At 46.0% G+C, this 23,939-nt stretch carries 20 protein-coding genes and 2 pseudogenes; 14 read left to right on the top strand and 8 right to left on the bottom strand.

Annotated features, from left to right (window positions below):
• Nucleotides 1–35: 35 nt before the first annotated feature.
• The 3 genes from QTN94_RS10880 to QTN94_RS10870 all read right to left on the bottom strand — a co-directional run bounded on the left by QTN94_RS10880 (nucleotide 36) and on the right by QTN94_RS10870 (nucleotide 3,565).
• A complete protein-coding gene (locus QTN94_RS10880; RefSeq protein WP_331427655.1) occupies nucleotides 36–1,664 on the bottom strand; it encodes a methyl-accepting chemotaxis protein in 1,629 nt (542 codons plus the stop codon).
• 286 nt (nucleotides 1,665–1,950) lie between these two features.
• The gene (locus QTN94_RS10875; protein WP_138971113.1) at nucleotides 1,951–2,946 is read right to left on the bottom strand and encodes a porin; all 996 of its coding nucleotides are present in this window, start codon (nucleotides 2,944–2,946) and stop codon (nucleotides 1,951–1,953) included.
• Nucleotides 2,947–3,124: 178 nt separating this feature from the next.
• Nucleotides 3,125–3,565: an Lrp/AsnC family transcriptional regulator gene (locus QTN94_RS10870; RefSeq protein WP_138971112.1), complete on the bottom strand. Its 441-nt coding sequence runs from the start codon at nucleotides 3,563–3,565 to the stop codon at nucleotides 3,125–3,127.
• Between the two features lie 144 nt (nucleotides 3,566–3,709).
• Here QTN94_RS10870 and QTN94_RS10865 point away from each other — a divergent pair, with 144 nt between their 5' ends.
• Nucleotides 3,710–4,294 carry a LysE family translocator gene (locus QTN94_RS10865; RefSeq protein WP_331427654.1) on the top strand — a complete coding sequence of 195 codons (585 nt, stop codon included), beginning with the start codon at nucleotides 3,710–3,712 and terminating at the stop codon, nucleotides 4,292–4,294.
• A gap of 6 nt (nucleotides 4,295–4,300) precedes the next feature.
• Here QTN94_RS10865 and QTN94_RS10860 read toward each other — a convergent pair.
• Nucleotides 4,301–4,954, bottom strand: a pseudogene (locus QTN94_RS10860) (LysR family transcriptional regulator); the annotation flags it as partial.
• Here QTN94_RS10860 and QTN94_RS10855 point away from each other — a divergent pair.
• From QTN94_RS10855 to QTN94_RS10825, 7 genes are all read left to right on the top strand, one after another.
• On the top strand, nucleotides 4,937–5,275 hold the full coding sequence (locus QTN94_RS10855) for a hypothetical protein (protein ID WP_331427653.1): 339 nt from the start codon (nucleotides 4,937–4,939) through the stop codon (nucleotides 5,273–5,275). The pseudogene QTN94_RS10860 and the gene QTN94_RS10855 overlap by 18 nt on opposite strands.
• A 76-nt stretch (nucleotides 5,276–5,351) precedes the next feature.
• On the top strand, nucleotides 5,352–7,031 hold the full coding sequence (locus QTN94_RS10850) for an RluA family pseudouridine synthase (protein ID WP_331427652.1): 1,680 nt from the start codon (nucleotides 5,352–5,354) through the stop codon (nucleotides 7,029–7,031).
• Nucleotides 7,032–7,172: 141 nt separating this feature from the next.
• The gene (locus QTN94_RS10845) at nucleotides 7,173–7,640 is read left to right on the top strand and encodes an OsmC family protein (RefSeq protein WP_331417805.1); all 468 of its coding nucleotides are present in this window, start codon (nucleotides 7,173–7,175) and stop codon (nucleotides 7,638–7,640) included.
• 109 nt (nucleotides 7,641–7,749) lie between these two features.
• Complete coding sequence (locus tag QTN94_RS10840) at nucleotides 7,750–8,946, top strand: DEAD/DEAH box helicase (RefSeq protein WP_331427651.1); 1,197 nt, start codon at nucleotides 7,750–7,752, stop codon at nucleotides 8,944–8,946.
• Complete coding sequence (gene yqfB / locus QTN94_RS10835; RefSeq protein ID WP_138971104.1) at nucleotides 8,943–9,260, top strand: N(4)-acetylcytidine aminohydrolase; 318 nt, start codon at nucleotides 8,943–8,945, stop codon at nucleotides 9,258–9,260. Before QTN94_RS10840 ends, yqfB begins: the two co-directional genes overlap by 4 nt.
• Before the next feature lie 155 nt (nucleotides 9,261–9,415).
• On the top strand, nucleotides 9,416–10,000 hold the full coding sequence (locus tag QTN94_RS10830; protein WP_331427650.1) for a TetR/AcrR family transcriptional regulator: 585 nt from the start codon (nucleotides 9,416–9,418) through the stop codon (nucleotides 9,998–10,000).
• 76 nt (nucleotides 10,001–10,076) lie between these two features.
• Nucleotides 10,077–11,108, top strand: a complete 1,032-nt coding sequence (locus QTN94_RS10825; protein ID WP_331427649.1) for an NADP-dependent oxidoreductase — start codon at nucleotides 10,077–10,079, stop codon at nucleotides 11,106–11,108.
• Nucleotides 11,109–11,410: 302 nt separating this feature from the next.
• On the opposite strand, the gene QTN94_RS10820 is transcribed toward QTN94_RS10825, so the two are convergent.
• Nucleotides 11,411–12,286: an NAD(P)-dependent oxidoreductase gene (locus QTN94_RS10820; RefSeq protein ID WP_331427648.1), complete on the bottom strand. Its 876-nt coding sequence runs from the start codon at nucleotides 12,284–12,286 to the stop codon at nucleotides 11,411–11,413.
• 285 nt (nucleotides 12,287–12,571) lie between these two features.
• Here QTN94_RS10820 and QTN94_RS10815 point away from each other — a divergent pair, with 285 nt between their 5' ends.
• Both QTN94_RS10815 and yghU read left to right on the top strand, forming a co-directional pair.
• Complete coding sequence (locus tag QTN94_RS10815) at nucleotides 12,572–13,219, top strand: HAD family hydrolase (protein ID WP_331427647.1); 648 nt, start codon at nucleotides 12,572–12,574, stop codon at nucleotides 13,217–13,219.
• Nucleotides 13,220–13,422: 203 nt separating this feature from the next.
• The gene (gene yghU / locus QTN94_RS10810; protein WP_331427646.1) at nucleotides 13,423–14,283 is read left to right on the top strand and encodes a glutathione-dependent disulfide-bond oxidoreductase; all 861 of its coding nucleotides are present in this window, start codon (nucleotides 13,423–13,425) and stop codon (nucleotides 14,281–14,283) included.
• 74 nt (nucleotides 14,284–14,357) lie between these two features.
• On the opposite strand, the gene QTN94_RS10805 is transcribed toward yghU, so the two are convergent.
• Together QTN94_RS10805 and QTN94_RS10800 are read right to left on the bottom strand one after the other, a co-directional pair.
• Complete coding sequence (locus tag QTN94_RS10805; RefSeq protein WP_331417811.1) at nucleotides 14,358–14,504, bottom strand: hypothetical protein; 147 nt, start codon at nucleotides 14,502–14,504, stop codon at nucleotides 14,358–14,360.
• A 104-nt stretch (nucleotides 14,505–14,608) separates the two neighbouring features.
• Complete coding sequence (locus tag QTN94_RS10800; RefSeq protein ID WP_138971123.1) at nucleotides 14,609–15,544, bottom strand: endonuclease/exonuclease/phosphatase family protein; 936 nt, start codon at nucleotides 15,542–15,544, stop codon at nucleotides 14,609–14,611.
• A 292-nt stretch (nucleotides 15,545–15,836) separates the two neighbouring features.
• On the opposite strand from QTN94_RS10800, the gene QTN94_RS10795 reads away from it, so the two are divergent.
• The 4 genes from QTN94_RS10795 to QTN94_RS10780 all read left to right on the top strand — a co-directional run bounded on the left by QTN94_RS10795 (nucleotide 15,837) and on the right by QTN94_RS10780 (nucleotide 23,777).
• The gene (locus QTN94_RS10795) at nucleotides 15,837–18,347 is read left to right on the top strand and encodes a bifunctional diguanylate cyclase/phosphodiesterase (RefSeq protein WP_331427645.1); all 2,511 of its coding nucleotides are present in this window, start codon (nucleotides 15,837–15,839) and stop codon (nucleotides 18,345–18,347) included.
• 359 nt (nucleotides 18,348–18,706) lie between these two features.
• Complete coding sequence (locus tag QTN94_RS10790) at nucleotides 18,707–19,357, top strand: TetR/AcrR family transcriptional regulator (RefSeq protein ID WP_331417813.1); 651 nt, start codon at nucleotides 18,707–18,709, stop codon at nucleotides 19,355–19,357.
• Nucleotides 19,358–19,362: 5 nt separating this feature from the next.
• Nucleotides 19,363–20,679: an efflux RND transporter periplasmic adaptor subunit gene (locus tag QTN94_RS10785; RefSeq protein ID WP_331427644.1), complete on the top strand. Its 1,317-nt coding sequence runs from the start codon at nucleotides 19,363–19,365 to the stop codon at nucleotides 20,677–20,679.
• The gene (locus QTN94_RS10780) at nucleotides 20,676–23,777 is read left to right on the top strand and encodes an efflux RND transporter permease subunit (RefSeq protein ID WP_331427643.1); all 3,102 of its coding nucleotides are present in this window, start codon (nucleotides 20,676–20,678) and stop codon (nucleotides 23,775–23,777) included. The genes QTN94_RS10785 and QTN94_RS10780 overlap by 4 nt, the downstream gene beginning before the upstream one ends.
• Before the next feature lie 77 nt (nucleotides 23,778–23,854).
• Here the strand turns inward: QTN94_RS10780 and QTN94_RS10775 are convergent.
• Nucleotides 23,855–23,939: pseudogene (locus QTN94_RS10775) on the bottom strand (IS200/IS605 family transposase); the annotation flags it as partial.

The following is a 23,939-nucleotide window of genomic DNA, read 5'->3' as shown; positions in this document are numbered from 1 at the left end:
AAAATACGTGATTATTTACTTAGAAAGCCCAAAAACTACAGCTTGAAGAACGACAAATGTTGTTTTTGTTTCTCTGCGAGATCAGAAAGCGCTTCACTTGCGGTGGCGCTTTGAGAAATCCCTAACACGTTTTGATTCACCAACTGGGACATATTCGCCATGTTGCCGTTGATTTCTTGGGTAACGTGAGACTGTTGTTCCGCCGCTGTTGCCACCTGCGCATTGACGGCATTAATACTGGTGATGGTTTGCGTAATACCATGCAATGCACCGTTAGCCTGATTAGTAAGTTGGCTACTTTTGTCTAGCATATCCAAGCTTTTTTGCATGCTTTCATTGGCAAGATTCGACTGTTTCTGTAGTTCTTCAATGATGGTTTGAATCTCTACCGTGGAGTCTTGTGTTGTCGCCGCCAATTTTCGTACTTCATCTGCGACAACAGCAAAACCACGCCCAGTTTCTCCTGCTCGCGCCGCTTCTATCGCTGCATTCAACGCCAGTAAGTTGGTCTGCTCGGAGACACCGCGAATCACTTCAATCACGTCATTGACGCGCTCAGATTGAGACTTCAGAGTCATGATAACGTTCGCTGCGTCATTGAGTACTTTGCCCATTTTCACACCTTCCGCATGACTCAGCTCAAATACTTGTTGCCCAGACTTTGCCAACGTATCGGCTTCTTGGGCCGTTAGACCAGCCTGCTGAGCATTAGCACTGACATTGTCGGCAGCACTTGATAGCTCTTTGACAGCAGAAACAATTTGTTCGATTTCTGCCAGTTCTTGCTCTGCATTGGATTCTGATTGGGTCATAACCTTAGCCAATACTGTCGAGGCACTGGCAACTTCGTCACTAATGTTCGTTAAGGTACCGACGATCGAATGGAATTGCTTCGCCGTTAGATTAACGTCATTGATTAGCTTTGAGATTTCGTTTTTACCCTTTGCGTCAGCTCGAACTGTTAAGTCACCTTGTGCTAACTGGCGCATGACATTTTGCAGGTTGAGTATTGGGCGAACGATCATGCCAGACAGAACCCATGCGACATAAAGCGATAAGCCGAATACCGAAGGCACCAAAATAAACGTCAGTCGTTTTACTTTTACATTCTGCGCCGCTCTCATCTCGACAAACTCATTTGCGAAGATCGCAATTTGTTGGGAAAGCTGATCAGCCACAATCACCATCTCATCACCTGCTTGACGATAATTGCGAAGAAAGTCGTTATACTCCTCTCTACTCACCTGCCCTAACTCTTTCGCGTTAGTAAATTCCACCACTCGCTCAGACTGCGCAATATAGTTTTTCAGCGCATCGCGAACCAGTTTCACCTGATCGATAAATGTTCCCCGTTGATCAATCAGGGTTAGTTTTGCCTCAATAGCGGACCTTCCATGATCCAATTTGATAGGGAAATCGCTGCGATCTTCACTACCATAGATAGCGTTTAACACACTGAGTCTGAGTGTGTATACCTCTTCGTCAAGCTCGTCCAACGTTTCGGTATAAAACATCAGTGATTCGATGATTTCATTGACCACGGCTTCTTCCGCTAGAATGCTTCTCTTGGTGACAAATAACGCAATAATCAGTGCTAGGGCGGTAAAAAGAACAGGTAACAAAACCTGAGTTCGGATCGAAAAATTATTTAATGATGGCTGCATAATTCACTCTTTGTCAGTCTAAGCTCGCCCCTGTTTGTTATAAGCTCGCGTTGGCTAAAAAGGGACTTAAAGCATTTCAAGTAATAGTGTCTGACTGGAGTGAGGTGCTTTTTCGGCAGCAGTATGTCCTGACCAATACTCTAGGTTCAGACGCCACTATATGCAAACCGACTATAGAGCATATGCATTCAGATGACTTTAAAAGTTGTATTAAACTAGGATACTTAGCCAAAAAAGGCCAAGCTGAGCTTGGCCATTACCACAGAATCTTCAGGCAATTCTGCGATTAAAAATCGTAGCGAACACCAAGGCGTAAGGTATCTTCACCCGTATCCTTGAATCCGTCGGCGTTCGTATCCGTCGACGTTACGCCATTAGAGTAGTAAGAAACATAGGTACGGAAATTACTGTTGAATTTGTAATAACCGACCAGCTCTACACCATCAGTATCATCATATTTACTGCCATTTGCTTGCTTGTTCTCCTGATTGGTATAAAGCAACGCAGCGGAAAGCTGCTTGGTAAACTTGTATTGAGCCACCACTTCTAAGGCGGTGAACTCTTTGTCGTCCGTCCCTGTCGCTTTATCATCAAGATCACCAATAGAGTAAGTGGCACCAAGATAAAGATTGTCGAGCGTATAACCGAGACCACCAAGTACTTGTGATTGGCTGCCTAGCCCTTTACCTAGATCTGCGGCCGAAAATGCCAAACCAATATCCAACCCAAACGGCGCAGAATAGATCCCGGAAATACCATAGCCATCAGTGTCTTCTTCACTATTGGCTTGGTAGGTCGCCTGTAGTTTGAAAGATTCAAATGCTCCGCGATACGCAACCACACTGTCCTGCTTGTCGCTTGATGAATTATTGACTTGCTGGATCCCAGAGAATTCCGTGATGTCCGTTAGATCAGAGACAATGACAGACGCCATATCTTGACGACCGAACGATAAGGCATGACCATCAAAATCGACTCCTGCGTACATATAGCGGTTTTCAAATTCGTCTTTACCTGTGTCTTGCTCTGCTTCGTACACGCCAAATGCTGTCATGCCTTGGGCTATTTCAGACTTCCCTTTTAAATTCAGACGAGCACGGGTACTGTCATCCATCGTGCCCTGAATTTCAGCCCCCTTTGAGGTACCGATAAAGTCACCTCTAAACTCAACACGGCCACCGACTTGAAATTCGGTACCCTCTGCCTTGTACACGGTCGCTGCCAATGAAGATCCTGATACCAATGCTGCACATACTGCAGACGCTGCCACTGCTAATTTCATCTTACGTTACCTTTTAGTTTTCAATGAGCTTGATGCTCGAATGGGTTAATGCGAGATAAATTAATGTGCCAGCGTGACGCTTTGATGGCTGAACCATGACGGTTAAGTGGCGAAATAATGGAAGTAATGTGACAGGGCATGCCAAAGAAGACCTGCCCTATCGAGATGAAACTGATTGCTAACGTTTGTCTTTAGGCGAGTCCATCACTACCATGGTGGTAATCGACTGAACGTGCCTACACTCACCTAATACATCGGCGTGAAACTTTTTATAACTTGGTAAATCCTTGGTTTCTACACGGAGTAAATACTCGTTTGCCCCCGTAATGTTGTGGCATTCCACCACTTCATCGACAAAACGCACATGCTGTTCAAACTCTTGCTGAGCCTGTTTTCTGTGGCTGGCTAAGCCGATTGAAACATAAGCAATAAATCCGATACCAAGGCGGCTGTTATCCAGAATCACACGGTAACCTTTGATGACTCGCTGCTTCTCCAACTCCTGGACCCGTCGCAGCGTCGCTGATGGCGATAAACCAATACGCTCAGCGAGTTCAACATTGGAGATTCTTCCGTCTAACTTGAGCTCGTGCAATATCCTTTCGTCAAAACGATCCATTTCATCTCTTTATTGTGAAAATAACCAATTAGATTCGAATAAAAACACAAAATTGCTCACTTTTCCACCTAATATAGCCATTGACCGGTCAAGAGAAGCTCATCACGCAACTTTGTTGCGATCACTTTGCAATTAGGAACTCTCATGGAATTTGAACAACTTAGTGCTCTCATTTTATTTGCTTTTGTCTCGACCTTTACTCCAGGCCCCAATAACATCATGTTGATGACTTCTGGAGCCAATGTGGGTTATATGCGCACGCTTCCGCACATGTGTGGGATAGCAGTTGGCTTTGCGTTTATGGTATTGCTTGTTGGCCTAGGCTTGACCAAGGTATTTGAAGCTTATCCAACAGCGCATGTCGTACTAAAATACGTCAGCTTGGCCTATCTGGCTTATTTGGCGCTTAAGATTGCGTTAAGTGGTAGAGCCTCAACAGTTGATGACTTTAGACCAATGAGCTTTCTTGCCGCAGCAAGCTTTCAGTGGGTCAACCCCAAAGGCTGGTCAATGGCTCTCAGTTCCGTCACCTTGTATAGCAATGGTGGAAGTTGGTTTGAGCTAATGATCATATCAAGTACCTTTTTAATCGTGAACTTTCCCTCTGGTACTTTTTGGATACTGGCGGGACGTGAGCTACAACGTTGGCTAACCAGTACACTTCGTATTCGAAGTTTTAATATCGCGATGGCTACACTGCTCGTCGCCTCAACCCTGCCGATGATCTAGCTGGGCTGAATTGCAGTGAATTCGGCCTGTAACGCGTATTGATTTTTCGCTCTTTGCATCCCTAAAGCGCCAGTAGTCGACTGACCCCACAAGGCACTGATGGCGAGCTAACTCAGATAATGTATAAGGCTCTCCATACCTGTCTAGGTAGCTCGGGCTAGCACAAACGTATAACTGCCGACTTGAGAGACGTTTTGCGATCAAACTCGAATCTTGTAAACGACCAAGGCGAATCGCCACATCAAAGCCCATCTCAATAAGATCCAGCTTCTGGTTGGTCAACATAAGCTCCAGATCGACCTGTGGGTACTGTTCCAGAAACTGATGCAACAAAGGCGCTAAATTTTGCTCACCGAAGGTGACTGGGGCGGTCACTTTTAATAATCCCTTCGGCGTTGACTGCATCTGAGTGACCGCCAGTTCAGCCAATTCTAACCCCTCAACAAAATGCTTGCATTGCTGGAAGTAAACATGTCCAGCTTCGGTGAGGGTGACTTTGCGAGTCGTCCTGTTAAATAGCTTAACGGCCAAACGTTCCTCTAGAGTAGAAATGCGACGGCTGACCTGCGCAACTGAAGTCGCCAGTTTGTTTGCCGCCGCCGTAAATGAGTGTGTCTCCGCCACCGCGACAAACTCACTGGGGTGTTCATTCCTACCCATGTTCGTCTCGGCAACGAAATCCTTAATCAATCAATTGGTGGTGGCTACAAATTGGTCGGTCACAAAGCGATATCAACCGATCCTCAAGCAGGTAAGTTGAACCACTTCTTCCTCATCGATCAATCAGCCATCATCTCAGACTCAGAACCTTTTTTGATCACATCTGACCCATTTATTACTGTGACTAAGGTTGATGACAACAAATTATCGCTCTCGATCAATGGTCGAGTTAAGTTCCTTGATAATGACGTTTGGATCGAAAGACCCGACGGTACAGTGCAACATTGGTACGTCAGTGCGAATATCAATTACATCCGCTAGCCTCTCACTGCGCTAGCATTCCAGACACAAACAGGTAAAATCACGCCAGTTGTTTTTACCTGTAGTGAATACCCTAATGCACCACCCTCAAGATCTATTTACCCGTTTCTCCACTGATATCGCACATTATTCACTACCAGAGAAATTTACCTTTCCGTTTTATTATCAACCGCACCCATTGTGCGTGTTAGCGGCTGAGCAACTGCAACAACACTTGACGACCCAGAAGCAATGGCAACACAACTTTAGCATCGACGGTGATGCAGCAGGAACAGGTAAAATGTTTGGCGTTCTACTGGTTAAGTCTCCTCAAGGTGAAATTGGTTATCTCTCTGCTTTTTCTGGCAAGATCGCAGACCAAAACCTACTACCAGGCTTTGTACCACCGGTGTTTGATATGCTGGCAGAGGAAAGTTTCTTTCGTTCAGATCTGGCTAATATAACTGAGATCAATAGTGTGGTTACCCAGCAGCAATCCAACCCCCGCCTTACAGAGCTTAAACAGACGTTAAGTCAATTGCAGCAAGACTATCAGAGCGAAGAACATCAGCAGCGTCAAGCCATTATTGCTGGCCGAGCAGCACGTAAAATGCAACGCGAACGCGGCGAACAAACATTAAGTAAAGCGGAGCTCGATGCGCTGTTAGTAGAGTTAGGCAAAGAGAGTGTCGCTGAAAAAAACAAACTCAAATACCTCAAGTTAGAGTGGGAAGAAAGAATCGCGGCGATCACAGCAGAGCTTGATGTCTTGCAGACGTCACTAGAACAGCTCAAGCAACAGAGAAAACAGTTGTCCAATACCCTGCAAAATAAACTGTTCAATCAATACCGTTTTCTTAATGCACATGGACAACAACAGTCTCTATCTGCGATCTTTGCACCGACGACGAGCCCGACTCCTCCCGCAGGAGCAGGCGAATGTGCGGCACCAAAGTTGTTACATTACGCCTTTAAGCACAACTTTAAACCATTAGCGCTGGCGGAATTCTGGTGGGGAGTCTCTCCAAAATCGGAAATTCGACAGCACGCAAAGTTCTATCCATCATGCAATAGCAAGTGCCAGCCAATATTAGGCCACATGTTGCAAGGCTTGCTGGTTGACGACAACCCACTGGAAGAGAGCTGGGCACAAGACAAAGAGTTGGAAATCTTATACGAAGACGAAGCATTAGTCGTCGTAAACAAACCTTCGGGCCTACTATCAGTGCCAGGCAAGACCATCTCAGACTCTGCCTATACACGCTTACAAATGCGTTATCCCGACGCAGAAGGACCATTTGTCATCCATCGATTGGATATGGCCACATCGGGATTGCTGGTTTTTGCACTCACTAAACGCGCCAACAAAAGCCTCCAGAAACAGTTTATCTCCCGCAGCGTACACAAGCGCTATGTCGCTTTGCTCGAGGGTAGTGTTGACCAAGAGAGCGGCCAGATTACTCTACCAATGCGAGGAGATCCCGTTGACCGCCCTCGCCAATTGGTCTGTTTTGAGCATGGCAAACCCGCTGAAACTTACTGGGAAAAAATGAACACCACTGACGGACGAAGCAAGCTCTACCTCTATCCGAAAACTGGACGCACGCACCAACTTAGGGTTCACTGTGCACACCATCTCGGACTAAACCTGCCTATGGTCGGTGATGGATTGTATGGTGAGAAAGCAGATCGCTTACATCTACACGCAGAGCGGTTGGTGTTTGACCACCCTTATAGCAAAGAGAGACTAACCTTTTCAGCACCGGCCGAGTTTTAGCTCGCAGACAGGACTCACTGCGCGGACTAGAAACCGTCAATGCTGTGAGTCTAGTCAGGCTTTTGTTATCTAAGGGTTCAGACCTCAACCTAATCAGTGTAAGACAATGTCTTAAAGCCAGCCTACAAGGAATGTTCAAATATGTCTGATTACACTGCTACGGTTAAATGGCAACGTGGCGAGCAAGAGCCCTTTAACGACAATCAATACAGCCGTGGCCACACTTGGGAGTTTGATGGCGGAGTCGTTGTTCCCGCCTCGTCTTCACCACATGTTGTCCCCCTACCCTTTTCAGTGGCGGAAAATGTTGATCCTGAAGAGGCGTATATCGCTGCGATCTCCAGCTGTCACATGCTAACTTTCCTTGGCATAGCCGCCAAACAGCGCTACGTGATCGATCAGTACATCGATCACGCTGTTGGTTATATGGAAGAAGACTCTCAAGGAAGAAGCTCCGTGACACAAGTGATTCTGCGGCCCAACATCATTTTCGTTGGAGACAAGCAACCAACGTTTGAGCAGTTGCAAAAACTCCATCACCTTGCTCATCAACACTGCTTCATCGCGAATTCAGTCAAAACAGAGATAACCACTGAAATCCTTGCTTAGAAGCGGTAAAGCGAGAGAAACAAAGCTAATCAAAATAACTCACTTCATGCTACACTCAGCGTCAATTATGGGGTAAACGCCCACTACGATAAAAAACCTGAGTGTAACCATGCCATTCTCCAAACTTGGCCTGAGCCAACCGATCACCGACGTGATTTCTCAACTTGGCTACAGCAAGCCAACTACAATTCAACAACAAGCGATTCCAGTGATCTTACGTGGTGATGACCTTATCGCTGCGGCACAGACGGGAACCGGTAAAACCGCCAGCTTTGTTCTGCCAATTTTACAAAAGCTCAGTCAAGGGCAAACCCAGCGTAAGAAACGCATTCGCGCTCTCATCCTTGCTCCTACCCGTGAGCTTGCAATGCAAGTTGAGCAAAAGGTACAAGATTATAGTAAGAATCTGTCTCTCACCTCTCTCGCTATGTACGGTGGCGTCGATGAGAGTAGCCAGAAACAAGCATTAATCGATGGTGTCGATATTCTGGTTGCAACACCAGGCCGCCTAATTGATATGTATGGCAAACGCGCAGTGCATTTCGATGAAGTCGAAGTGCTGGTACTCGATGAAGCAGACCGAATGCTCGACATGGGCTTCATTGAAGACCTCAACAAGATTCTCGATCGTTTGCCTACCGATATTCAGCATCTTCTGTTTTCGGCGACCCTGTCAAACAAGGTGCGCGATCTGGCTAAAACCGCGGTTCATGACCCGTATGAAATCTCTATTGCGGCCAACCAAGCATCAAAGAAAAACATTGAGCAATGGCTGATAACGGTAGACAAAGACAGAAAATCAGCGCTGCTGAGTCATCTGATCAATGAGAATGACTGGGATCAGGCGCTGATTTTTATCGAAACTAAACATGGCGCAGCCAAGCTGGCGTCGCAGCTTGAAAAGCGCGGCATCATTGCTGAAGCGTTTCACAGTGGCCGAAGTCAGGCGGTGCGTTCACAACTACTCGCTGACTTCAAAGCAGGCAAAATTAAATACATGATTGCGACAGGCGTCGGCGCTCGCGGTATTGATATTGAAGGGCTATCGAGAGTCATTAACTATGACCTGCCATTCCCAGCAGACGAGTATGTTCATCGCATTGGTCGTACAGGTCGTGCGGATGCGCAAGGCGAAGCGATTTCATTTGTCTCGAAAGATAACTTCAAGAACCTTTGCATGATCGAATCTCGTTTAGGTCACTTGATTGAGCGCCGTGAAATTGAAGGTTTTGAGCCTCGTAAGCCAGTGCCGATTTCTATCTTAAACTATGTGCCAAAACACAAACGCCAACAAAAGGATAATTGATGAACGCACCAACTAAAATTACCTTTTTTGAGTTTCTGACTCCGTTGATCACGGCGGGAAAAAAGACCATTACCATCCGTGATGAGTCTGAGTCCCATTATGTTCCAGGAACGGAAGTGGAGGTGTACACCTTAGAAACTGACCAAAAAGTCTGCAACATTAAGATACTGTCGGTTAACCCCCTCCACTTTGATGATATCAACGAGTTCCATGCCGAGCAGGAGTCGATTGAACTACCAAAACTCAAAGCACTGATTAGGGAGATTTACCCTAATACAGACACCCTTTTCGAAATCAGTTACGAGCTCGTTTAAGTGGCTTAACGCAGGCTACCAACGGTAGCCTGTGTCTTCTCATTAAGTTAATCTAGGTTCCGCCTGTTCGTTCGATCATTCTCTTAGCGAGTCCATGGTCATGTCGCGAAAAACAAAAACTAGACGACTGGTCTAATTTAAATTATAGTAGCGCCATGAACGCTAAAACCCAAGACACTCGTCAACACATACTCGAAGTCGGCTACCAATTGGTCGTGGCTAAAGGCTTTACTGCGGTTGGCCTATCTGAATTGCTTAAAAGTGCAGATGTACCTAAAGGTTCTTTCTATCACTACTTCAAATCAAAAGAACAGTTTGGAGAAGCGCTTATTGAAGAGTATTTCAAAACTTATCTGACACGAGTCGGTGACTTATTGTCGAATGACAAGACAACAGGCCGCGAACGCCTGCTAGATTATTTTTCGCGCTGGTTAGATATCGACAACGGGATGTGTAACGCCAATAAGTGTTTGGTGGTAAAGCTAAGTGCTGAAGTAGCGGATTTATCAGAGCCTATGAGGTCGAAATTGGCGTCCGGTGCAGAAAAGATAGTTCAGTTGCTGGCCAAATGCATTCAATCTGGTATTGAAGATGGCTCAATTCACTGTCGTGATGCGGATCAAATGGCACGTCAGCTCTATCAGCAATGGCTTGGGGCAAGTTTATTGAACAAATTGCATCAAGACGGCCGCAATCTGGAATCTTGCTACATTGCGACTCAACAACTTTTAAACAACTAATAATACCCGCCACTTTACACGACGGGATTTTTTGAAACACCAACTAGACGACTGGTCTAATAATAAGGAACTACCCATGACTAATTCAACGAATCGCCGCATTGTCCTCGCTTCAAGACCGGTAGGTGCTCCGGTCGACAGTAACTTCCGTCTTGAGAATGTCGATAAACCAACACCCGCCCAAGGAGAAATGCTACTTCGCAGTGTTTACCTTTCTCTTGATCCCTACATGCGTGGACGTATGAGCGATGCTAAATCTTACGCCGATCCTGTCGCTTTGGGTGAAGTGATGGTTGGCGGTAGCGTTTGTCAGGTAGAGCAATCCAACCACCCTGACTTTGAAGTCGGTGAATGGGTTCTCGCCTTTACCGGTTGGCAGGACTACGGCATTTCAAATGGAGAAGGTCTCATTAAGATGGGTAAAGCACCTTCTCATCCATCTTATGCGTTAGGCGTTATGGGCATGCCAGGCTTCACCGCTTACATGGGGCTGCTAGACATTGGTCAGCCTAAAGCGGGAGAAACTCTAGTCGTTGCGGCTGCGACTGGCGCAGTGGGCTCTATGGTTGGCCAGATTGGTAAGTTAAAGGGCTGTCGAGTTATCGGTGTCGCTGGTGGTGAAGAAAAATGCCGTTACGCAAAAGAACAGTTAGGCTTTGATGAATGTATTGATCATAAGGCCGACGATTTCGCCGAGCAGCTAGCAAAGGTGTGTGATAAGGGTATTGATATCTATTTCGAGAACGTTGGCGGCACAGTTTTTGATGCAGTAATGCCTCTACTAAATACCAGCGCTCGTGTTCCTCTATGTGGATTAATTTCTCAGTACAACGCGACTGAATTGCCTGCTGGGCCGGACCGCATGTCAATGCTAATGGCTCAACTGCTGATCAAACGCATTAAAATGCAAGGCTTTATCATTTTTGACGACTACGCTCACCGCTATGGCGAATTTGCAGCAGACATGGGGCAATGGCTAGCTGAAGGCAAAATTCACTACCGAGAGCATCTGGTTGAAGGTCTAGAAAACGCACCACAAGCCTTTATCGGCCTGCTGGAAGGAAAAAACTTCGGTAAACTCGTTGTTCAAACCAACGCTGCCCTTTGATCTAAACGTAGTGATCGAACACTAAAACATCATGCCAAAGAGGGCTCACTGTGGTGAGCCCTCTTTGCTGTTTCGAATCCAAACCAACCGTCCTCAACTGTCTTTTCCAATCCGCGCTATTTCCTGAAGATAAAATTTGGCAATCCTGCAAAACCTACACTAAATTTATTGATGAAACCAAATAGGAAAAGAGGTGCATATAGCACCTCTTTATTGGCTTAGCTCTGTAGGAACAATGAGGGGTGAACCATGAAAAGCTTCGATTTTTTTAGACTGTTTGACACCAAAGAGCTGTTTATTTTTTACTGATTTTTGCCTAGCGCTTTAATCAATACAGAGGTATCCATACGGCCATAGCCATCTTTTTGCAGTTGAGCGTATCGTTGGTCAATATCTTTAGTCAGAGGCAACTCGATACCAACTCGTTTTGCTTCTTTAAGACAGAATCCAAGATCTTTACGCATCCAATCGATGGCGAAGCCGAAATCAAACTGATCGTTAGCCATAGTGACCGCGCGATTCTCCATTTGCCATGATCCTGCGGCACCATGCTTTAAAGTATCAACGACTTTTTCAACATCAAGACCCGTTTTCTGCGCAAGCAAAATGGCTTCGCTGAGGCCTTGCAATACCGCACCCACACAAATCTGGTTAACCATCTTACAGCGTTGACCCTGCCCGTTTTCACCAAACAAGCTGACTTGTTTCGCATAGGCATCCATCACGGGAGATACGGCATCGAATACACTCTGATCACCACCGCACATGATGGTCAACACGCCATTTTCTGCGCCTGCTTGTCCACCAGAAACAGGGGCGTCAATAAAGGCATTTCCATTCTCATTCGCCGCATCTGCCAACTCAATCGCCAACTCTGCCGACGTCGTCGTATGGTCAACCAATACTGCTCCTGGTTTTAGTCCTGCCAAGACACCATCTTCACCGTAAACAACGCTGCGCACGTCATCATCGTTACCAACACAGACAAAAACCACATCGCAATCTTGCGCGGCTTCTCTCGGTGTTGCACACGCTGTTCCTTGATACTCTTGAGCCCAACGCTCTGCCTTAGCCGGTGTGCGGTTATACACCTTAGTCTCGTTTCCCGCTTTGCTAAGATAACCCGCCATTGGATAGCCCATCACTCCTAATCCGATGAAGGCGACTTTATTGCTCATGACTCTATCTCTCTGTTATAGATTGTTGTGTTGCCAGTGTACTAAATAATGGCGGACAAATTAACTTCTCAAACGAACTGTTGTTCACATTCGAAAAGTACGCAAACTTAGCATTGTTTGTCACCGATAAGGGCAGATTAACCAACCACCTCTAGCCATTTACAAAACAAATCGCCCCAGCGAAGACGATTAAAATTGTCGAGATATCATTGATATGCTCTTTTACTCACTTGGCTAATTGTGCCAGAATCAACGCAGTTACTTCCATGTTTAATAAGTTGTCACATGAATTATCAAGCCGCTATCTTCGATATGGATGGCCTTCTACTCGACACTGAACGTGTCTGTATGCGCGTCTTCAAACAGGCCTGCGCCACAACGCATCAACCTTTCCATGAAGAGGTTTACCGATCGATTATTGGTTGTAACTCTGCAACGATTGAGAAGATCTTTCGTCACGCTTATGGGGAGCACTACCAAACCGTACACGATGAGTGGCGAGTCAACTACAACGCTATCGTCAAGCATCAGGCAATACCTGTCAAAGATGGCGTTATAGAGCTACTGGAGTGGCTAAAAAGCCACAAGATTCCAACGGCTGTCGCCACTTCAACACATAAGGATGTCGCCACTTTTAAGCTTAAACTGGCAGGTCTCGATAAGTATTTTGATAGCCTGACTTGTGGTTGTGAAGTGTCACATGGCAAACCTGATCCAGAGATTTACCTACTCGCCGCAACCCGTTTGGGAGTAGACCCGACTAAGTGTCTCGCGTTTGAAGACTCAAACAATGGTGTACGTAGTGCAGTGGCAGCGCGAATGAATACCTATCAAATCCCAGATCTGCTTGAACCTAGTGAGGATGTGATCGCCCTTGGCCACCAGATCCTGCCATCATTGCATGATGCCCTAGCCAATTTAAAACAGCAGTAATCTCGACAGCGAGTAAGCATTTTTCATCATTGGTTTACTCGCTACTTCTTCGCCGACCATCTTGTCGAACACGGCACCTCGCCCTTATACCCTTTACCAATTTTCAATAACTAAGCGTTCTATAGGCAGTTTGTTACTTAGGGTTTTTATCGCCCAAAGTGACCCAATAATAGTATTGAACGCAATCCGAATAAGGAACGACAATGACAACTCAATACGTACCACCTAAAGTTTGGAAGAACGAACCTAGCTCAGGCAACCAATGGGCAAATATTAATCGCCCAGAAGCAGGGGCTCGATTTGAAAGGGATCTACCTGTTGGCGAACATCCCCTTCAGCTCTACTCTTTAGGCACTCCGAATGGCCAAAAAGTCACCATTTTATTGGAAGAGTTACTCGCCCTTGGTATTAAGGAGGCGGAGTATGATGCGCACCTAATTAAAATTGGGGATTCCGATCAGTTCTCTTCAGGATTCGTTGCCGTAAACCCGAACTCTAAGATACCTGCGTTGGTCGACAATTCAGGCGAAACACCTGAGAACGTGTTTGAATCGGCGTCAATTTTGGTTCACTTAGCAGAAAAATTTGGTAAGTTCTTACCACAAAGTGGGCCTGCCCGTACCCAAACCTTCAACTGGTTGTTCTGGGCTCAAGGTTCCGCACCATTCTTGGGTGGAGGCTTTGGCCACTTCTACGCGTATGCCGATGAGAAGCAAGAATACCCGATTAACCGCTTTGCGATGGAAGCCAAACGTCAGTTAGACGTACTGGACAAGCAGTTGGCAAACAACACCTTTGTCGCTGGTGAAGAGTACACGATTGCGGATATGGCGATCTGGCCATGGTATGGAAACCTAGTACTAGGCAAATTGTATAACGCAGCTGAGTTCTTACAGGTAAAGAGCTACACCCATGTGGTCCGTTGGGCAAAACAGATTGAGTCTCGTCAAGCCGTACAGCGAGGACGTATTGTGAACCGACCATTTGGTGAAGAGTGGGAACAGGTGCTCGAACGCCATAGCGCAGAGGATATCGATAAAGTCATGGCGTTAAAGCCAGAGTAAGGATGACAGGTGCAGAAAGAGGATGATGTCAGGAAGGCTAGAAAGCACACATCCTTGTGTCGTATTGCTCTGAGTTAAATCCAAACCAGAGACAACAGCAAAAATGGTAAGGCAATTGCCGACGCCATTTTTGCTAACGCCAAAAATTCTCGCATCATCACTTCACGCATAGGTGAAACAATCGCTTTAGAATATGACGCCGCAACTTGTGCACTGTTCATAAACCCTCAAACGGATAGAGTGTTAAGGAGCGGCGATTCTACAGACTGCCTACTGCAAGTTCAACCATAGTAACAGTTGAATCTGTTTCGTCCGGCTAGCGCCATTAAAGAAACCCAATCTTAGTGATCACCATTTTATGGTCAGAGCCGTTTGGATGATTGATACTTCGTCGTTCACATATCCGCCTTCCTTCCAAGGATGACTTTAACCATAAGTGATCAATCGCAATCATTGAAAAATCGGGGGTCGCAACCTCTTGAGCCCAATTAGGCCAACTCGCCACTGGCACCGTTTGAAAACTTGGCAAAATCTGACCAAACCTCAGACTGACCGCGGATAGGTTGAAATCTCCAACCACCAGCATTTCATCGCTCGGATAAAGTTCAATGATAGACTCTATCGTCCTTATCAAGGCATTACGTCGATACCAGAGCTCTTTAGTCCTTGGTGAAGGAGGATGTGCAGCAATAAAGGTCACCGCACTATGCTTATTTGGCATCCACACACCGTGGATGATGGCTTGCTGATCTGGCGTCATGTACACGGAGACGTCTCGCAGTGGCGCTCGACTTAAAATCATCTGGCTAGAAGGGTAACCAATTCCCTCTTGTCCGCCGTAGTAATAGGGATACACATCATCGAGTGTCTTGAGTTTTTCACCTATCTCAGGCGCAACCTCTTGCAGCACGACTAAATCAGTGGGATTCGATAACAGGCGGTTTATAAATTGATTGATGTTTCTGTTGCCGTAGTAAAGATTAAACTGACTCACAGTGATCGGATTAACGCAGTTGGTGACTAAAGTGTGCTGAGAGTTTGGGGCGAGGAGCAAGAACACACCCGATAACAAAACAGACACGACACCCTGCGCCCAACACTTCTTCAATATCAAGGCCAACGCGAGTCCCCAGTAGATCAATAGAAAGACCGCCGGAAACGCGACAATGTTTTCAATCCACCAAGTCGATTCATAAAATGAGAATCCGACCCATGTCAATGTTGGACTGAAGATCAATAACCAGACTAAGCTGCGCTTTATCAATCGGCTCTCCTTATGCACGATATCAACCAAGTATGCGTCAAGCTGTCACATTACTCCGCTACACTATGAAATATAGCTCAACTCAAGTGACTAACAGTCAGCTACCTCTCCGCACAAATGCATAATTATGCAATTTTAATCTTAACATCCTAATTCGTAATGCAATTCAATACATACAGTGAGATCTCAAATTGTTAAGATTTAGAACAATTAACACTGATATCTTTAACATTTCATTAAACGATTGCTATAATCTAAGTTCTTATTTTTAGGCAACTTACGGTATTACATGACCAAGCTTACGGATAAAAAACTGCTGAACTTAATTACTTATGCTCCAGCTTCCATCGTTGCTGTCTTCACTCTATTCTGGATAATCCTTACCGCAAGAGACGTCATTCTAAACTCAGAAGAGCAATTACGCGCATTACGCCAAGAACATCAACAACAGCAACTGGCAACCCTAACCAGCCGAGTCGAATATGTTGAGCAGCAAATCCGCTACGCACGCACTCAAACAGAAGCCGAATTAGAAAGCACGATAAAAGAGCAGATATATCAAGCTCACAACATCGCGACACGCCTATACGAAAGCAACAAATCTTTGCCCGAGGCTGAAGTCACCAAACTCATTACCGATGCCCTCCGCGATATACGTTTCAATAACGGTCGTGGTTACTTCTTTATCTACAAAACCGATGGTTTGAGCATCATGCATCCCCTACTTCCTCGTGTCGAAGGCACCTCTTTGTGGGATTTTAAAGATGTTCGCGGCAGCTACATCGTCCGCGAGATGGGAGAAGAGGTGAAAAAGCATGGCGAAGCATTCTATCGCTGGTGGTTTGTTAAGCCAGATAACAAAAATAAAGAGTTTGAAAAAGTTGGCTTTGGTAAGTACTTCGAACCCTATGACTGGTTTATCGGTACGGGCGACTATGTCGTCGATGTAGAAAATGATATCAAGAAAAGGGTTCTTCACTGGTTGATAAATCTTAGATTTGATCAATTTGGCTATGTGTTCGTCATCGAAAATGACGGGACGATTCTTTCGCACATTGAGTCTGACTTGATTGGCAAGAATGCGTATAACCTCGACAGTTCCGAATCTTTACAAGGCGCTTCAGCCCTCATGGACGCCAATAGAGAATTTGTACACTACAAAGCCACCTTTGGACCTGAAGATATCTCAGATTACTCTAAAACCAGTTACGTCGTTCAAGATGAAAGCTGGCAATGGACAATCGGCGCCGGTGTGTATGATGAAATCAATATGCGCTATCTGGCCTCTGTCGAGCAGCAAGCTAAACTTGAACAACGCAGCACCTTACAGCAGCTGTTAGTCATTGGGCTAAGCACAACCGCCATCGTGGCTCTTTTCTCCATTGCTTTAAGCCGTCTCATCGCCAAACGCTTTAAGCGATTTGAAAAACGAATCAACAACGACTTCGAGCATTTGCAGTCCACCAAGGATCAATTGGAGTACATTGCTTCCCATGATGAACTCACTGGCCTACCCAACCGTTCCCAATTACATCAACGTATTAGAGAAGGCATCAAGCAATCGGAGCAAGCATGTTGTCAGTTAGCGGTGATGTTTGTAGACCTTGATGACTTTAAGAAAGTGAACGATTTATATGGCCACTCAGCAGGAGACCGTCTGCTCAGTGAAATCGGTAAGAAGTTTGAGGCATTTCTTGGGCCCAACGATTTTGTAGCGCGTTTCGGTGGCGATGAGTTTATCTTCTGTTTCTCCGGCTTAACTAATCTCGCTGAAACCGAAGCAAAAGTTGATAGTATTAAGCAAGTCTTTAAGCAGCAATTTGTCATCGATGGCAAGGTGCTATTTACCAGTTGCTCTATCGGTGTCTCTATGTACCCTTCCGATGGTGATGAACCCGAAGAACTCATTTCCAAAGCTGATATCGTGCTCTACAAGTCGAAGGCTCGCCAAAAAGGTGATGTACTGTTTTTCGATAGCAGTATTAACAAACAAGTTCAGTATGACTTCCTACTCGAACGCGAATTACGCGGTGCGGTTGAGCGCGGTGAGCTTTCCGTGGTTTATCAGCCACAGATTTGTGCAGACAGCGGTAAACTGTACGGAGTTGAAAGCTTGCTACGCTGGAGCAATACTCAACTTGGCCATGTCTCTCCACTGGAGTTTATTTCTCTGGCAGAAGAGATTGGTCTGATACATCAGTTAGGCGACTTTGTAATTAATAAGGCGTGCGAGGAGTTTAGCCAACTGTTCCCTTCTCCTCAATTTGATTTGGTTCTTTCAATCAACATCTCACCGATGCAGTTGATGAACGAACAGCTTATTCCCAACTTGCTGGCGGCAACCGATAGGCACCAGTTGCCTAATCATCGAGTGACATTAGAAATCACCGAAAATGTGCTTATTAGCGATCTCCCTAAAGTCGCACCTGTCATTAGCAAACTGAAGGAACTTGGGTTCACTATATCACTAGATGATTTTGGTACAGGCTATTCATCGTTAAGTTATCTGAGCAACCTACCACTCGACGAGCTCAAAATTGATCGAGTCTTCGTCGACAAGATGCTGAGTTCGGAGCAGAGTGACTCGCTCGTTAAAGCGATCCTTGCGATTGCCAAGTCTGCGGAAATGCGTGTCGTTGCTGAAGGGGTCGAAACGGAAGCCCAGAGAAAGATTTTGATCGAATACGGATGTGATGTGCTGCAAGGCTATTTAATTGAACGCCCTATCAGTGTCGATCAATTAGCAGAAAGGTACGCGTCGACCATACAAGAAAACTCGACGTCGGGGACAAATCTGTAGCCCGAAGATTTCATATTTGGAATTTATCTTTGCGTTTTTACTGTTTAACCAATCGTGACAAAAGTGTTACTTTAAACGTCATTGGTTACACTGATATAAAGAAATTCCAAAGACCGAACACTCTTTATAACAGTTTAAATAAGGATATGGACCAACAATCTCCAAACAAACAATATGAATTGTTGCCCTTTTTAGCCCGTGCAGTTGCCCACTGTACGGGCATTTTCTTTTCTAGCATATCCACTTACGCGATACGTCACAAATTAATCACTTGTTTAAATATTGATTAATTTTTGTCGTGTCGAACAAATCATAGCCACACTATAATTAATCGTCTGTTTAATATAAGAGATTTTGGTGTGACGACTAAGCCACGTAAAGCAGGACGTCCCAGTGACAGTATCGATGCTCGACAACAGCTGATCCATCAAGCCAGAGAGCTGTTTACTGTCATGGCTTACGATAAGGTATCGACTCGACTTATCGCCAATCGCGCAGGCGTCAATGTTGCCATGATCCGCTATTACTTCGGTAACAAAGAAGGATTATTTGAAACCATGTTGCGTGAAACCTTGGAGCCAATGCGACGACAAATGCAGGTGCTATTAAAAGAGAGTTCTCAGAAGAACTTTCTCGATCTCATGCGGACTTACTATCGTGAGATGGTCAAGGTGCCGCAATTCCCGCGCTTAGTCGCTCAAGTCATGCACATGGACGCAAGTGAAACACAACGCAAATTATTGGAGAAGGTTTTTCTCGATATCAGCCAACCAATGCAACAGGTTATGTTTACGAAACTCGTTGAGGGCAAAATCCTCAGGCCAGATGCTGACCCGAAACTGTGTAAAGTCTCCTACATCAGTCTGATGGTCTTTCCATTTATTGCACCGCCTGCTTTGCTCGCGATTCATGGCATTGAACTGAATGAAGCCTTCTTAGACCGACTGCTCGAACACAACATCAAACTCATGACTCACGGATTTCTGCAATCCAACCACCAGCAGGATTAACATCAATGAAAATTAACAAGAAACTACTGTTCTTCCCCGCACTCGCTGTTGGCGTGATCACCCTGATTATCGCGGTAAAAATGAAACCTGATCTGCCCGTTAAACCCGCTGGCGATCGCGCCCGTTTAGTCGAAACCGCAACGTTAGAACTCAAGTCAATGGCTCCGCAGGCTATCGGGTTTGGTAAAATTGCCCCTAAATTAGAGTGGAAAGCGATCGCCGAGGTCACAGGTAAAATCGTCTTCCGCCATCCGAGACTTGAAAAAGGGCAGGTTCTTCAAGCCGGAACAGAAATCCTGCGTATCGACCCACTCGATTATGAACTAAAACTGGTTCAAGCTCAGGCTGATCTCAAATCTGCTCAAACCTCTTTAGCTAAGCTGAATCAAGAAGAAGATAACCTTAAACAAACCTTAAAGATCGAACGTAACCGACTTGAGATTGCGAACAAAGAGTTACAACGGAAACAGAATCTGCGCACTAAAGGGCTGACGTCTCAGTCAGATGTCGATCAACAAGAGCAAAGTGCGTTATCACAACGCAAACTGGTTCTGGACATCGAAAACCAAATTGGACTGATGCCAGATGAAAAACGTGTCGCGCAAGCCTTAGTTAAAGTCAATGCATCGAAAGTTGATGAAGCACAGCGTTCCCTTGAGAAAACCATTATTACTCTTCCGTATGATCTGCGAATTGCCTCAGTCGATGTCGAGCAAAATCAAGTTGTGAACCTCCAGCAAACGATGGTCACCGCACATGGTATGGGCGTGATGGAAGTTGAAGCGCAGTTATCGATTCACGACATGCAGACCCTTGCATCTAGTCTTGGAGAGTTTGGCCGTGATGCGAATGGAATTCCTCAGCCTGACATGACCTTCATTGATGCCTATATCGAACTAAGTAGCGGAAGCTTGAAGGCAACATGGCCTGCCAAAGTTGCCCGTATCAGTGAAACGGTTGACCCAAATCAGGCAACAGCGGGCGTGATTCTAGAAATCGAGCAAGACTACCGCAACCTCAACCCGACGTCCGCACCGCCACTGGTCAACGGTATGTTTGTCCGAGCGGTCATTGAAGGTCAGGCCAATCCAAGTTGGGTCATCCCTGAACGCGCTTTGCACGGTGACAAAATCTATCTGATGAATCAGGAAAACCAGTTGGAAATCCATGCTGTCGAAGTACTGTATCGCCGAGACAACCAAGTAGTCATCGATGGTAATTTTAGCCAAGGGGATCAACTGATTGTTAATGATCTTCTTCCTGCCATTGAAGGGATGCTGCTTAAAACAGCGAACAATAGCGATCAGGAGTCAACGCAATGATCCGATTCTTTGCCAAGCATCCGACAGCCGCCAACCTGATGATGCTCGCCCTATTAGTACTCGGCCTTACCTCATTACCCAACATCAAAAGGGAGACTTTCCCCGAGTTTGATCCACCCTATATTATGGCCGGCGTCGTCTACCCGGGTGCATCTCCTCAAGAAGTCGAGGAGAGCATCTGTGTAAGAATGGAAGATGCCGTCGATGGATTAGCCAATATTGAAGAGACCCAATGTGAAGCCGTTGAAGGTTCAGCGCGCCTGATCCTCAAGCTCAATGAGAAAGCCGATATTGGTCGGATGCTGGTTGATGTTCAGACTCAAATTAACTCTATCAATGACTTCCCTCAACAGATTGAGTCCCCTGTCGTTCAAGAACTAGACTGGAACGAGCCTGTCGTTGATGTCGCGATTACTGCCGATACCACTTGGCCTGAGCTAAAAGCGTATGCCGAACAGCTTAAACGAACGTTAAAGCTCGATTATGATGTTTCGTTGGTCGATGTAGCAGGCTTTTCGGATCACCAGTTTAGAGTCGAGCTTGATGGGCAAGCGATGCGTCAATTGGGTCTCAGTGTTGGCGATATCGCTGATCAGATTGGTCGTCAGAATATCAAGCTACCAAGCGGAAACGTTGAAACTCCCGACAAAAACTTCCTGATCCGTTTTGATGAGCGACGCATCACTCCACAAGAAATGGAAAGCATTGTTGTCGGCTCAGGCCCCAATGGATCGCTCATACGTCTTAGAGACATCGCAACCATCACTGATCGCTTCGAACTGGACGAGCAAAAAGTGCTATTCGATGGCCATCCTTCTGCACTGCTTAAAGTCAGTAAAAACAAAGAAGATGATGCGCTGCGTATCAAAGAGCGTGTCACCCAGTTTGTGGAAGAACAACAGGCGATTGCGCCCATGGGTGTCAAACTTGAGCTGACCAATGATCTCTCATCCGTACTCTGGGATCGCTTAACTATGATGGTACGCAACGGCTGGCAAGGTATTGTCTTGGTGTTTGCTACCATGTGGTTGTTCTTCACTCTTCGTTACTCATTTTGGGTTGCCGCCGGTTTGCCAGTCGCGTTTCTTGGCGGTCTGTTCTTAATGGCACAACTCGGACTGTCAATCAACATCATGTCGCTGGTGGGTCTTCTGATGGCAATAGGCATCATGATGGATGATGCAATCGTGATCGCCGAGTCTATCGCATCACACCTAGATCGTGGTGAAGAGGTGGATGACGCAGTGATAAAAGGGGTGAAAAAGGTTCTGCCCGGCGTTATCTCTTCGTTCCTAACCACTGTGTGTATCTTTGGCAGTCTGTTGTTTCTCGAAGGAGAGATGGGGGCGGTTCTGAAAGCCGTTCCGCAAGTGCTCATTTTGGTTCTAACGTTAAGCTTGGTGGAAGCATTTTTAATCCTGCCTAACCACTTATCCCATTCGTTACACCGAGAAAAAAACGATCAACCACCTGCTAAGTTCAAACAAACGCTCCTCGATAAGTTTGAGAACTTCCGTAACACCACCCTAGTCTATGGTGTCGAAAAAGTGGTCGAATACCGCTACGCCTTCCTCGGTAGTATCGTCGCGTTACTTCTGATTTCAATAGCCACCATTGCTGGTGGACTACTTAAATTCCAACCATTTCCAGAATTAGATGGCGATATCGCTGAAGCTCGTATCATTTTACCTCCCGGCTCGTCTCTCTCCCAGACCGAAGCTGTGGTCGATAAAATCGTCGCTTCCGCTCGTAAGCTTGATAAAGAGTGGAGTGAAACTGTCGAAAATGGCACACCGCTGATCGAGCATATTACCAGTCAGTTTAACGCCAACGCGGACGCCAACGAGTCTGGCCCTCATATCGCGACCGTCAGGCTTGACTTGCTCGGGGCAGAAAGCCGCAACACAGTCATCGATGAGTTTATTGCCGCATGGAGAAAAGATATTGGAGAGCTCGCCGATCCTATCTCTCTGGTATTTAAACAACCCACTATGGGACCAGGAGGACGAGCCATTGAAATCCGCGCCAAACATGATGATCTTAACGCCTTAAAAGCGGCCTCGATTGATATTCAGCAGTACTTAAAAGAGTTTGATGGCGTTCACGGCGTACTCGATGACATGCGCATGGGCAAGGAAGAGGTGCTCGTCAAACTAAGACCGGGCGCTGAAACCTACGGAGTCAATGGTCAGCTTATCGCCAACCAACTGAGAGCCGCTTTCTTTGGTCAAACGGCCGATGAGATTCAGGTTGGCGTCGAAAACATCTCCGTTGAGGTGCGATTAAATAAGGTTCAAGCGGGCGATCTGCAACAGTTAGCTAACTTCCCGATCATTGTCGCTGACGGTAGCCAAATTCCCTTGGCAACCATCGCGACGCTCGATTTCCAGAGAAACTATGTACGCATACAGCGCATTGACGGATTAAGAACCATCAGTGTTTTTGGTGACACAGACAATACCAAAGTCAACTCAACCGCTATCATCAATCAGTTCCAGAAAGATGAAGCGCCTAAGTTAATGGCTAAGTATCCGGGGCTACGCTTTGATTTTGAAGGGGAAGCAAAAGACACCGCAGAAACCAGTTCTTCGATGGCGAAAGGCTTCTTGCTCGGACTGTTCGGTGTATTCACCATCTTGAGCTATCAGTTCCGCAGCTACTTAGAACCGTTTGTGGTTATGCTCGCCATTCCACTCGCTTTTATCGGTGTAGTATGGGGACATATTCTGCTTGGTCACTCACTCAGCATGCCAAGTATGATGGGATTTGTTTCTTTGGCGGGGATAGTGGTCAATGACTCTATCCTGCTGGTGCAGTATATCCGTCACCATGTGGATGAAGGAGACAATGTCCATAACTCGGTTGTAAAAGCGAGCAGAGAGAGGTTCCGCGCGGTTTTCTTAACGTCGATGACTACGGCTGCGGGTTTGCTACCACTGCTCACTGAAACCAGCTTGCAGGCGCAAGTGATTCAACCACTAGTGATCTCTATCGTCTTTGGTATTTTTGCCTCCACACTTCTAGTGTTGTTTATGATCCCCGCCGCCTACGCCGTATTGGCTGACTTCGGTTTGGTTCATAAACATCAAGAAATCTGATGGTCGAAACATTAAAGTAAATTACCACCTTCTAAAGAAGGTGGCTTTGTGTGAGCCCCCTAAAAGGGGGCCTTTGTTTAATCCAACGCCAACTGGTGCTGCTCTACTCGCTCTTGCTTCTCTTGATGTCTTACATATCGGCGTATGATTTCTTCATTGATT

It is taken from the genome of Vibrio sp. M250220, assembly GCF_036533795.1.
Lineage (GTDB): Bacteria > Pseudomonadota > Gammaproteobacteria > Enterobacterales > Vibrionaceae > Vibrio.
Note: the sequence above shows the minus strand (reverse complement) of the source record. Positions and strands in the feature narration are given on the sequence as shown.

Excerpts from the sequence above, each read along its gene's own strand:
- QTN94_RS10880 (WP_331427655.1), bottom strand. The coding sequence starts at position 1,664 with ATGCAGCCATCATTAAATAATTTTTCGATCCGAACTCAGGTTTTGTTA.
- QTN94_RS10875 (WP_138971113.1), bottom strand. The coding sequence starts at position 2,946 with ATGAAATTAGCAGTGGCAGCGTCTGCAGTATGTGCAGCATTGGTATCA.
- QTN94_RS10870 (WP_138971112.1), bottom strand. The coding sequence starts at position 3,565 with ATGGATCGTTTTGACGAAAGGATATTGCACGAGCTCAAGTTAGACGGA.
- QTN94_RS10865 (WP_331427654.1), top strand. The coding sequence starts at position 3,710 with ATGGAATTTGAACAACTTAGTGCTCTCATTTTATTTGCTTTTGTCTCG.
- QTN94_RS10850 (WP_331427652.1), top strand. The coding sequence starts at position 5,352 with ATGCACCACCCTCAAGATCTATTTACCCGTTTCTCCACTGATATCGCA.
- QTN94_RS10845 (WP_331417805.1), top strand. The coding sequence starts at position 7,173 with ATGTCTGATTACACTGCTACGGTTAAATGGCAACGTGGCGAGCAAGAG.
- QTN94_RS10840 (WP_331427651.1), top strand. The coding sequence starts at position 7,750 with ATGCCATTCTCCAAACTTGGCCTGAGCCAACCGATCACCGACGTGATT.
- QTN94_RS10830 (WP_331427650.1), top strand. The coding sequence starts at position 9,416 with ATGAACGCTAAAACCCAAGACACTCGTCAACACATACTCGAAGTCGGC.
- QTN94_RS10825 (WP_331427649.1), top strand. The coding sequence starts at position 10,077 with ATGACTAATTCAACGAATCGCCGCATTGTCCTCGCTTCAAGACCGGTA.
- QTN94_RS10820 (WP_331427648.1), bottom strand. The coding sequence starts at position 12,286 with ATGAGCAATAAAGTCGCCTTCATCGGATTAGGAGTGATGGGCTATCCA.
- QTN94_RS10815 (WP_331427647.1), top strand. The coding sequence starts at position 12,572 with ATGAATTATCAAGCCGCTATCTTCGATATGGATGGCCTTCTACTCGAC.
- yghU (WP_331427646.1), top strand. The coding sequence starts at position 13,423 with ATGACAACTCAATACGTACCACCTAAAGTTTGGAAGAACGAACCTAGC.
- QTN94_RS10805 (WP_331417811.1), bottom strand. The coding sequence starts at position 14,504 with ATGAACAGTGCACAAGTTGCGGCGTCATATTCTAAAGCGATTGTTTCA.
- QTN94_RS10795 (WP_331427645.1), top strand. The coding sequence starts at position 15,837 with ATGACCAAGCTTACGGATAAAAAACTGCTGAACTTAATTACTTATGCT.
- QTN94_RS10785 (WP_331427644.1), top strand. The coding sequence starts at position 19,363 with ATGAAAATTAACAAGAAACTACTGTTCTTCCCCGCACTCGCTGTTGGC.
- QTN94_RS10780 (WP_331427643.1), top strand. The coding sequence starts at position 20,676 with ATGATCCGATTCTTTGCCAAGCATCCGACAGCCGCCAACCTGATGATG.